Source organism: Microcoleus sp. F4-D5 (assembly GCF_036704885.1).
GTDB lineage: Bacteria > Cyanobacteriota > Cyanobacteriia > Cyanobacteriales > Microcoleaceae > Microcoleus.
The window spans coordinates 74,391-84,074 of record NZ_JAUBSX010000028.1; the positions used below are offsets into that span (position 1 = coordinate 74,391).

The window sequence follows — 9,684 nt, forward strand, 5'->3', positions numbered from 1 at the left end:
TTACATACGGTACTATCGAATTTAATACCCTCTAAATTATCTTTTTTTCTTATCAAAATAGTGAGGTAACTAACCGCTTTCGACGTGTTATCTAAGGGGCGCAATAGCGATATTGTCGCACAGAAAGAAGAAAGGAATAAGTAAAGAAGGAGATAGATAATCTTAGGGCGGTAAGGAAGTAATTCAGTTACGAGCAAACATGACAATCAAAATTGCTACAATTAGTTTGTTGTTGATAGTATTAACTTTAGCAGTCAGCAACCCCAGCAAAAAAGTTAGGGGTGATTTAACAAAAATGACCGCCCAAACGGCACACCCGGAGAAAAAAAACACCGTGCAAAGTATTCTCGATGACAGCGCAAAATTAGAAAAACTAGCTGGCGATTTCCAATTTATAGAAGGCCCGATTTGGCATCCAGACGGCTTTTTGCTCTTCAGCGATATTCCCGCCAATATTATCTATAAATTTGGATCAAACCAGCAAGTTGAGGTATTTCGCCGCCCTTCGGGAAAAGCCAACGGGAATACTTTAGACCAAGAAAACCGCTTGCTTACTGCCGAGCACGAAAATCGCCGCGTATCTCGCACAGAAAAGGACGGCAAAGTTATCACGTTGGCGGATAGATACGAGGGCAAGCGGCTCAACAGTCCGAACGATTTGGTTGTTAAATCCGACGGCAGTATTTATTTTACCGATCCGTCCTACGGTGTTAGTAAAGAGCAGGAAGAATTGGGTTTTTACGGTGTTTACAGGTTGGCACCCGACGGAAAATTAACTCTGCTGGTTAAGGATTTGGTGCTGCCCAATGGCATCGCTTTTTCACCAGACGAGCAAAAACTTTATGTCAACAATTCGGAAGCGGGATACATTGCCGTTTTCGATGTAAAACCAGACGGAACTGTTACAAATGAGCAGCTTTTTGCTGAGTTAAAAGACGCCAGTCAAAGCGGAGTACCCGACGGTTTAAAAGTTGATTTAGAGGGAAATATTTACAGCACCGGGCCGGGGGGAGTGTGGATTTTTTCCCGGGATGGCAAGCTTTTGGGGAAGATTTCTGTCCCTGAGACGGCGACTAATTTGGCTTGGGGAGAAAGCGATCGCAAAACGCTTTACATTACTGCAAGTAAAAGTCTTTATCGAATTCGCCTTAAAATTCCGGGCGTGCGGGCTGGAAAATAATCTAAAATCGGGCGAAGTTGAAAGTAAAGCTGCATTTGCAGGCGAATCTCATATAAAGTATTTGTTTGTAGTAGTTCTTAAGCGCTGCTGCAAACTTTTATTTAAGACATTTTTTGACCGAGAATTTTTTGATGGTACAAGCCCCCGTCTCGATCCGTGGAATCAATCGAAAGCATCTAAAATCTCAAATTCTCAAGCCCCCGTCTCGATCCGTGGGGTCGCCTCTAAAATCTAAAATCTAAAATCTAAAATCTAAAATCTAAAATCTAAAATCGAATGACTGCAATGTTCATAGCCCGCTTGCATAAATTTCTGACTGCGACTGTTGATGAAAAATCCCGATCGCGCACAATATTTTGGTTGACTCTCAGCTTGACATTTGCCGCAGTTTATAGTGTTTTAGGACTCAAGCAAGTCTTCAGCGCCGAGTATATGGTGCAAGACGATGCGAGGCAGCACGTTTTCTGGATGATGCGGTTTGTCGATCCCGCATTATTCCCCAACGATTTCATTGCTAATTATTTTCAATCAATCGCCCCCGCAGGATACAGCACCCTGTACAAATTAGCCGCAACAGTTGGCATTCACCCGCTATTTTTTCACAAAATATTGCCGCTATTTCTCGGCTTAATCTCCACTTATTACTGTTTTGGCCTGTGTCTAGAAATGCTGCCAGTGCCGATGACTGGATTTATTGCATCTTTGCTGCTAAATCAGCATATGTGGATGACCGATGATTTGGCTTCCACAACGCCAAGAGCTTTTATATATCCGATATTCCTGGCTTTTTTATATTATTTGTCGCGCAGTTCGTTGCTGCCTTGTTTGGGAGCGATCGCGCTGATCGGACTATTCTATCCTCCTTACGCCTTGGTTGCTGCCGGAATTTTAGTTTTGCGCCTGCTAGCCTGGAAAAACGGCAGTTTGCGCTTGTCGGGCGATCGGACAAATTACCTGTTTTGCAGTACAGGTTTGGGAGTAATCTTTTTAGTAATGCTGCCCTATGCCTTAGATAACTCGGAATTTGGCCCAACTTATACCGCAGCAGAAGCGAAGCAAATGGCCGAATTTGTACCAGACGGCAGAAATGCTTTTTTTCATTCAAATCCCAAAGATTATTGGCTGACAGGGCGGGGTAGCGGGATGTTTCCCAAGTCGCTGTTTACGCCTGTAACTCACTGTGTCGCGCTGTTATTTCCGCTGCTGCTGTTTTTGCGATCGGCTTTTCCCTTAGCACATCAGATTCAAAGCAAAATCTGGCTTTTGCTTCAGCTATTTTTAGCATCCTCGGCGATGTTTTTTGCGGCTCATGCCACCATTTTTAAGCTATATCAACCAGGTCGCTATACTGCATACAGTTTGCGATTTATTATTGTTTTAATAAGTGCGATCGTCTTAACGTTAATCATTGATGGAGTCGGTCATTGGGCATCAAAAACCGCAACAACATTTCATTTTAAAAAGATAATTGCACTAATGACGACAGCGACAATCGCTATCGCCGTTGTCCTTTATCCCTGCTTGGTCGAAAAATTTCCCACAGTCGGGTATCTAGAAGGTAAGATGCCGGCTTTGTACAAGTTTTTTGAGCAACAACCTAAAGATATCCTGGTTGCTTCAATAGCGGTAGAGACTGATAATTTGCCAACCTTTAGTCAGCGTTCAGTTTTGGTGGCAAAGGAATATGCAGTGCCGTATCAGAAAGGCTACTACAGCAGATATAGGCAGCGAGTTACCGACTTAATTCGCGCTCAGTACAATCCCGATCGAACTGTATTGCAAAATTTTATTAATCAATATGGAGTTGATTTGTGGATGCTCGATCGCAAGGCTTTGACTCTTCAGTATGTGGAGGATTACGGCTGGCTAAATCAGTTTGATACTACCCAAGAGGCGATGCTTTCTCTCAAACAAGGGAAAATTCCCGCCTTAGCTTCAGCAATGACAAGTTGTGCTGTTTTTCAAAATGAAGTTGTAGTGGTTTTGGATGCGTCTTGTATTGTGAAAGTGACTGGGAATTAAGCCGAGGCAGAGCCTTGGAATATACTTTCTCAGGAAGAGCAGGGGAACTAGAAAGAACTATTCGGATTCTGAAGCTACAATTGCTGCACGGATCTTCTGTAGGGGCGATCGCACAATGCGTTATAATGCCAATAAGAGATAATGGTGCGGGTCAATGACACAAGTTCTCGATCGGGAAACTCTCGATGGGCGAGTAGTGCTCAACGGCACTTGGGAGCAATTCAAGTTAATCCAGAAGGTTTCGGAAGATTCCCCTGGCATAAAGTTGTCTTTTTTTGCAGGGGCGATCGAGATTCTGATGCCGGGATTCCAACACGAACATTTATCTGAAATCATTGGTTACTTGGTGACCACTTTTCTGCTGCAACAAGGTATTAAGTTTTACCCTTCTGGTTCCATGACGCAGGAGAAGACGCCAGAAGCTTCAACTCAAGCAGACAAATCGTTTTATTTGGGAGAACCTAAGTTGATTCCCGATTTGTCGATCGAGGTGGTTTATACTAGCGGTGGACTGAGAAAGTTGCCAAAATATCGAGCTTTGGGCGTACCTGAAATCTGGTTTTGGGAAGATGGCACGCTGCGGCTGTATCATCTGGGCCAAGATGGCTACGAGCAAGTAATTCAGAGTCAACTGTCAGGATTGGAAACGCTGGATATCGATTTGCTAAGACGCTGCATTTTAATGGGTGAAACAGATTTGGCTGAAGCGGTTAAGGTTTTTGGGCAGGGAATATCGACCGATCGTACATGACAGCAAGACGTTCGATTTTCCGGTGGAGGCGATCGAAATTTTAGTGGTTTTGGCAACATCTGAAAAAAATAGAATCCCCAGATCCCGGACTTCTTAAATAAGTCGAGTTCTGCTTTTGCTGGGAACGAGAAATACAGTCTTTTGTAGTGGCAATCCCCTTGCGATTGCCACTCCCGATCGGTGATTTTGCGGATGTGGTGGAATTAAATAATCTCCTCAATCAAAGGTGAATATAGATCCGGGGTCTGCTTGGTAGAGAATGAAAAGTGCATCAAGGCTCGATCGCATATTATCTTTTCAACAAAAACATGGCAACACTTTACGTCAACCCGCAAACAGGCAGCGATTCCGCAGCCGGCACCCAATCGGCTCCATTCAAAACGATCGCCCGCGCGATCGCCCGCGCTGCATCGGGAACTACGATTCAGTTATCACCGGGAACTTACAGCGTTGGTAGTGCCGAACAATTCCCCTTGGAAATTCCCTCGGGAGTAAAAGTTCTTGGCAATGAAGCTAACAAAGGTAGAGGCATTCTGATTCAAGGCAGCGGCAAATTTGTAAGTCCCACCTCTGCGGGTCAAAATATTACTATACTGCTAGCAACTAATTCCCAATTGCGCGGAGTAACTGTCACCAATCTCGATAGTCGCGGCACGGGAGTCTGGATTGAGTCAACTTCTCCGACTGTGGCTAACTGCACTTTCACTCAATGCAAGCGCGAAGGCGTTTTTGTCACCGGAACCGCTAATCCTGCGATTCTCGAAAACATATTTGTGGAAAACTCAGCGGCTGGCGTAAATACGGCGGGAACTGCTAAAGGAGTAATACGGCGCAATATTTTTCAAAAGACGGGTTTCGGCATTTCTCTGCAAGCTCAGTCGGCTCCTTTGATTGCTGACAACCAAATTTTGGAAAACCGCTCGGGTATCGTTTTAGCGGGGGAATCTAAGCCGATTTTGCGCAAGAATCGTATTGAAAAAAATACCGAAGACGGTTTGACTGCGCTGGGGAAGTCGCTACCAGATATTGGTACGGCTCAAGATTTGGGCGGCAATATTTTTCTGAATAACGGTGAATTAGACTTGCAAAACTCGACTGGGGTTAAGATTTCTGCGGTGGGCAATCAGCTCAATGCTTCGCGGGTGAAAGGTTTATTTGATTTGGGCAATGTGACGCCAACTCCGACTCCCGGCGGGCTAAAGTTCAGCGACATCAGCACGCATTGGGCTAAGGATTTTATCGATCGCTTGGCAAAGATGAATATTGTTAGCGGGTTTCCCAACGGCACTTTTCAACCTTACGAGAGTGTAACTAGAGCTCAGTATGCGGCTGTGTTGGCGAAGGCGTTTGAATTGGTGCCGCGCCGTGAGGCGACGGTTTTTAAGGATGTGGCGGCGAATTTTTGGGCGCAGGGAGCGATCGCCCAAGCTAATCGAGCTGGGTTTTTGGTGGGATACCCCGACAGCACGTTTCGCCCGGAGCAGAATTTGACTAGAGTTCAGGCGATCGTATCTTTGGTAAACGGCTTGCAGTTGGCGGGCGGCAACCCCAATTCTTTGAGCGTTTATGTCGATCGAGCGCAGATTCCCAGTTTTGCCACCGACGAGATAGCAACCGCCACAGAGCGCAAAATCGTGGTCAACTATCCCGCGCGCGAAAAACTTTCCCCCGCCCGCGACATCACCCGCGGCGAGATATCCGCGCTCATCTACCAAACTCTGGTAGCCACAAACCGAGCCGAGCCAATTAACTCTCCCTACATCGTCTAAGTCCCCTAGCATCGGAATTAATATCGCTCGCCGTGTCCTCGGTATCATTCCGATGCAGCCGGAAACGATATCAGGTACACAGAACCAGCCCATCTCCCCTCTCCCTTGTCTCAGATTTTCCCAGTCTGCCCCACTCTCACCCTCCTCCACTCTCCCAAGTCTTGATTTGCGAGTACCCGAATCGTTTTATGATTAAACATTAAGAAATTAAGCAATCCTTAAGGTTCCACTGTCAGATTATGGCTAAAATTCAATTCTCTCGGGGTATAGACGAAGAAGCTGTGCCCCAAGTGCGCCTAACCCGTTCTAAAAGCGGAGAGCAAGGCACTGCCACGTTTACCTTTGAAAATCCCAAAGCTCTCAGCAGCAGCAGTACCGAAGACATTACTGGAATGTACATGATAGACGACGAAGGCGAAATCCTCACTCGCGAGGTTAAGGCTAAGTTTATCAACGGTCAGCCTGCTGGTTTGGAAGCTGTTTATATAATGAAAAGTACCGCAGAATGGGATCGATTTATGCGTTTCATGGAACGCTACTCGGAAGCAAACGGCTTAGGATTTAGCAAGGCATAATGGGTAGTTGGTAATTGGTAATTGGTAATTGGTAATCAGCCGATCGCCGATTGCCGGTTGCCGATTGCTTAGAAGAAGAAACTATGACGCAAATTCCTCACCCCGACTTATCTAAAATAACCGTAAATTGCGCTATCATTACTGTTAGCGACACGCGCTCGGCTGAAACAGACAATAGCGGCTTGTTAACTAAGAGGCTGCTAAAAGATGCGGGTCACTCTGTGGTAGCTTACACTGTTGTTAAAGATGATGCGGCCAAAATTGTATTGCAAATGCAGGCGTTTTCCCAGCGTGAAGATGTGGATGCAATCATTTTTAACGGTGGCACGGGCATCGCTCCCCGAGATACGACTTATGATGTGATGGAGAGTTTGCTCGACAGGATTTTACCGGGATTTGGGGAGATATTTCGGTTTTTGAGCTATCAAGAAATTGGTTCGAGGGCGATCGCCTCTCGCGCCGTGGCAGGCGTTTATCAAGGCAAGTTAGTCTTTTCTCTTCCGGGCTCTAGCAATGGCGTGAAACTAGCTGTGGAAAAGCTAATTTTACCTGAATTAGTTCACTTGGTGACGCAGTTGCGCGGTGGGTGAGAGCGAAAGTTCGGTTAATTGACTGACAATCAAGCAATTTGGTTGCAAATCGCCCGAGGCATCCGTGGAGTGAGAAAAAAGCTTTGAATCCTCATCGCCAGCCCCCGGTTCGATCGGTGAGGTCGCTTTCTTCAATCTCTTCAATCTCAAATCTCAAATCTCAAATCTAAAATCGACTCGCCCGAGGCATCCGTGGAGTGAGAAAAAAGCTTTGAATCCTCATCGCCAGCCCCCGGTTCGATCGGTGAGGTCGCTTTCTTCAATCTCTTCAATCTCAAATCTCAAATCTCAAATCTCAAATCGACTCGCCCGAGGCATCCGTGGAGTGAGAAAAAAGCTTTGAATGGGCGCATCTAATAGTTGGGGGAGCAGTCCCGGAAGGGTCTGTATCGGGAGCAGCTTCAGGGGAGGGGTTGGGGTAACATAAAAAAGGAATGTGATTGCACACATTCCCTGTCCACAAATTTTTTATGTAGCTCTATGATAGCATTATTGGAACGAATCATTGATGAAATCCCAGACTGGGAAACCCGCATATTAAAGCTAGAAACAGCTTCTAGCCTGGGAGCCATTGTTTGGGTGGCTTGGGGGATAGGATTAGAAGTGGCAAGAGTTCTGGTTGAAAATGAATTATGGAGTCGTGCCAAGTTACCAACTGAATGGCCCAACTGTCGTCATTGTGGTAGCCGACTCAATAGTAAGGGCTTTCAAAAACGCTCGATAGTAACCCTCGTGGGAACGGTTAACTGGTCTAGAAGAGTCGGGCGTTGCCCCCTCAAGTGTCAGAATAGCCAGAGAGTTCCTCTTGATGAGTTGCTCTTAATCAAACCTGACCAAAAAACCTCCGATGAAGTCATGAGGTTGGGATGTTTGTTAGCAATTTTTGTTCCCTTTGGGATTACAAGTCAATTACTAAAACAACTAACAGGAATTAAGGTTTGTAGTCAAACAATTGGTAATTGGATTGCCTCCAAAGGAAGGCTGACAATGGCAAAAACTCAGAAAGAAATAGCTGCTTTTGAGCAAGGGGACAACCCAATAGCTGAGTCTTTGCCCTGTGATACCAATTTCCTAAATTCCTGCTACAGATAGCCCCTCTAATATGAATGGATATCCTGTCAAAGAAGCAATCACTTCGTTAGTTAGCTTTTTCAACTCTTTTTGCACCGCTTCTCTCAATTCTTCTATGCCATCAAATCTTAACCATTTCAATTGTTCCTTGATATACCCCCATAGCCTTTCTATTGGATTCACTTCCGGACTATAAGCTGGTTGAAACAGTAAAATCACGTTTTCTGGTATACTTAGGTTCAATGAACTATGAAATCCTCCATTGTCTAGTTGAATTATATGCAAATCATCTGGATAAGCGGTGGCAAATAGCTCCAAAAACTTCTCAAAACACACGGCTCGTCTAGATGCGTAAATTCATAAAAAAATCCCTCTCCTGTTTGAGGCTCTACTACTCCATATAACCACAGATATATAAAGTCCCATTGCACTGCTCCGTGAGGCTTAATGCCTTTGCCAGTTAATTTCCTTCTTTGAACTGTGTGTAGCCCCATTCGACTTTCGTCTTGGCTCCAATATCGGATTTTATACCACTGCTTTAAAAAGCTCTCACTTTGACTCAGGCTGGCTTTTATCAAGGATGGCAGTTTTTTTTAAATTCTTCTACTGCACCTTTTTTCTGTTTTTCACTCACGGGGCGTGGCACTTTTAATTTTCCTTTCAGTCGGTATCTTGCCCATTGGTGTACTGTGCGATATGCCACTTTTACTTCACAGCAGCTTGTCAGCCATTGGTGTACTTCTTTGTAGCTATTGAATCCTTCTGGGTCTTGTAATTCCTTTGATAATCTCTCTACAGTTTCAGGATTCATTATGCTTGGTCTTCCGGAACGCGGTTTCTGCAATAATAATTCTTCTATTCCCCCTTTTCTATAACTAGACAACCATCTTTGTATTGTAGTACGATGTTTCCCGGCGCCGCACAGCCGCCGACAATACGCTATCTACCGTTTGGGTTTTAAGCCAATACAAAACTTGTAGTTTTTCATGGCGCAAAACATCTTTTTCTTTCTTCATAAGAGTGGTCAACTCTTCTGTTGTTTCCCGAATTTCAATCCGAACAACTCCTGACATTTTTCTTCCTTATATTTGGGAACTGGCTCACACAAACGATACCTACTAATTGTAGCACTATTTTAGGAAAGTGGTATGAGGTAGAAAAAATGGCTTTAGCTCTAGCTGCTGATGGAGTAATGGTGCCTTTTCGGCCCCAGGAAAAAACTCCATCAGGAGCCACACAATGGCCAGAAGTGAAAGTGGGAGTAATCGCCAGACTAGGAGCATATTTTACTCGCTCGGGTAAAACAGCAACCCGGTTACATCAACGGCGTCTAGTAGCGGTACTAGGAAATATTAATGACCTCTGTCCCCGGCTAATGCTAGAAGCCATTCGTTCTGGACTACACAGAGCCTAAATCGGTAGTGTGGCTCTCGGATGGAGGAGTAGGTTTTTGGAATTTATATTATCAATATTTAGCTCCATTAAATGTAATAGGTGTATGAGATTTTTATCAGGCGGCTGGACATTTGTGGTCAGCGGCAGCAGCTTATAAAGATGGCAGGACGAGGGAAGCAAAAAACTGGTTTAAACAGTGGCGACATCACCTGAGACATGGAGATTCAAGAGAAGTAATTTGAGAATTAGAAAAAGTTTTAGCGAAGGGTTGTTTAACCCCTAGCCAACGGCAAATTATCCGCCGAGTACATAATTATTTGAAAATTCATGA

At 44.9% G+C, this 9,684-nt stretch carries 11 protein-coding genes; 8 read left to right on the plus strand and 3 right to left on the minus strand.

Annotated elements, in window-relative coordinates; all coding sequences use genetic code 11:
- Window positions 1-199: 199 nt before the first annotated feature.
- From QUA80_RS15255 to QUA80_RS15285, 7 genes are all read left to right on the plus strand, one after another.
- Entirely contained in the window at window positions 200-1,180 is a 981-nt protein-coding gene (locus QUA80_RS15255; RefSeq protein ID WP_333425807.1) for an SMP-30/gluconolactonase/LRE family protein, read from the plus strand.
- A gap of 276 nt (window positions 1,181-1,456) precedes the next feature.
- Entirely contained in the window at window positions 1,457-3,202 is a 1,746-nt protein-coding gene (locus QUA80_RS15260) for a hypothetical protein (protein ID WP_333425808.1), read from the plus strand.
- A gap of 154 nt (window positions 3,203-3,356) precedes the next feature.
- Complete coding sequence (locus QUA80_RS15265) at window positions 3,357-3,953, plus strand: Uma2 family endonuclease (protein ID WP_333425810.1); 597 nt, start codon at window positions 3,357-3,359, stop codon at window positions 3,951-3,953.
- Window positions 3,954-4,261: 308 nt separating this feature from the next.
- A complete protein-coding gene (locus QUA80_RS15270; protein WP_333425812.1) occupies window positions 4,262-5,722 on the plus strand; it encodes a DUF1565 domain-containing protein in 1,461 nt (486 codons plus the stop codon).
- Window positions 5,723-5,961: 239 nt separating this feature from the next.
- The gene (gene psb28, locus QUA80_RS15275) at window positions 5,962-6,297 is read left to right on the plus strand and encodes a photosystem II reaction center protein Psb28 (protein ID WP_333425814.1); all 336 of its coding nucleotides are present in this window, start codon (window positions 5,962-5,964) and stop codon (window positions 6,295-6,297) included.
- 83 nt (window positions 6,298-6,380) lie between these two features.
- Window positions 6,381-6,887, plus strand: a complete 507-nt coding sequence (locus tag QUA80_RS15280; RefSeq protein WP_333302386.1) for a MogA/MoaB family molybdenum cofactor biosynthesis protein — start codon at window positions 6,381-6,383, stop codon at window positions 6,885-6,887.
- 480 nt (window positions 6,888-7,367) lie between these two features.
- Complete coding sequence (locus tag QUA80_RS15285) at window positions 7,368-7,979, plus strand: hypothetical protein (protein WP_333425815.1); 612 nt, start codon at window positions 7,368-7,370, stop codon at window positions 7,977-7,979.
- Here QUA80_RS15285 and QUA80_RS15290 read toward each other — a convergent pair.
- The 3 genes from QUA80_RS15290 to QUA80_RS15300 all read right to left on the minus strand — a co-directional run bounded on the left by QUA80_RS15290 (window position 7,959) and on the right by QUA80_RS15300 (window position 9,031).
- Entirely contained in the window at window positions 7,959-8,294 is a 336-nt protein-coding gene (locus QUA80_RS15290) for a transposase (protein ID WP_333425817.1), read from the minus strand. The two genes, QUA80_RS15285 and QUA80_RS15290, sit on opposite strands and share 21 nt — an antisense overlap.
- Window positions 8,295-8,532: 238 nt before the next feature.
- Window positions 8,533-8,841 (minus strand): helix-turn-helix domain-containing protein, encoded by a 309-nt coding sequence (locus QUA80_RS15295; RefSeq protein WP_333425819.1) that lies wholly within the window; start codon window positions 8,839-8,841, stop codon window positions 8,533-8,535.
- Window positions 8,834-9,031, minus strand: coding sequence for a hypothetical protein (locus QUA80_RS15300; protein ID WP_333425821.1), 198 nt, complete (start codon window positions 9,029-9,031; stop codon window positions 8,834-8,836). The genes QUA80_RS15295 and QUA80_RS15300 overlap by 8 nt, the downstream gene beginning before the upstream one ends.
- Window positions 9,032-9,120: 89 nt before the next feature.
- On the opposite strand from QUA80_RS15300, the gene QUA80_RS15305 reads away from it, so the two are divergent.
- Window positions 9,121-9,372, plus strand: coding sequence for a hypothetical protein (locus tag QUA80_RS15305; RefSeq protein WP_333425823.1), 252 nt, complete (start codon window positions 9,121-9,123; stop codon window positions 9,370-9,372).
- Window positions 9,373-9,684: the final 312 nt, after the last annotated feature.

Excerpts from the sequence above, each read along its gene's own strand:
- QUA80_RS15270 (WP_333425812.1), top strand. The coding sequence starts at position 4,262 with ATGGCAACACTTTACGTCAACCCGCAAACAGGCAGCGATTCCGCAGCC.
- psb28 (WP_333425814.1), top strand. The coding sequence starts at position 5,962 with ATGGCTAAAATTCAATTCTCTCGGGGTATAGACGAAGAAGCTGTGCCC.
- QUA80_RS15285 (WP_333425815.1), top strand. The coding sequence starts at position 7,368 with ATGATAGCATTATTGGAACGAATCATTGATGAAATCCCAGACTGGGAA.
- QUA80_RS15280 (WP_333302386.1), top strand. The coding sequence starts at position 6,381 with ATGACGCAAATTCCTCACCCCGACTTATCTAAAATAACCGTAAATTGC.
- QUA80_RS15300 (WP_333425821.1), bottom strand. The coding sequence starts at position 9,031 with ATGTCAGGAGTTGTTCGGATTGAAATTCGGGAAACAACAGAAGAGTTG.
- QUA80_RS15255 (WP_333425807.1), top strand. The coding sequence starts at position 200 with ATGACAATCAAAATTGCTACAATTAGTTTGTTGTTGATAGTATTAACT.
- QUA80_RS15260 (WP_333425808.1), top strand. The coding sequence starts at position 1,457 with ATGACTGCAATGTTCATAGCCCGCTTGCATAAATTTCTGACTGCGACT.
- QUA80_RS15305 (WP_333425823.1), top strand. The coding sequence starts at position 9,121 with ATGGCTTTAGCTCTAGCTGCTGATGGAGTAATGGTGCCTTTTCGGCCC.
- QUA80_RS15265 (WP_333425810.1), top strand. The coding sequence starts at position 3,357 with ATGACACAAGTTCTCGATCGGGAAACTCTCGATGGGCGAGTAGTGCTC.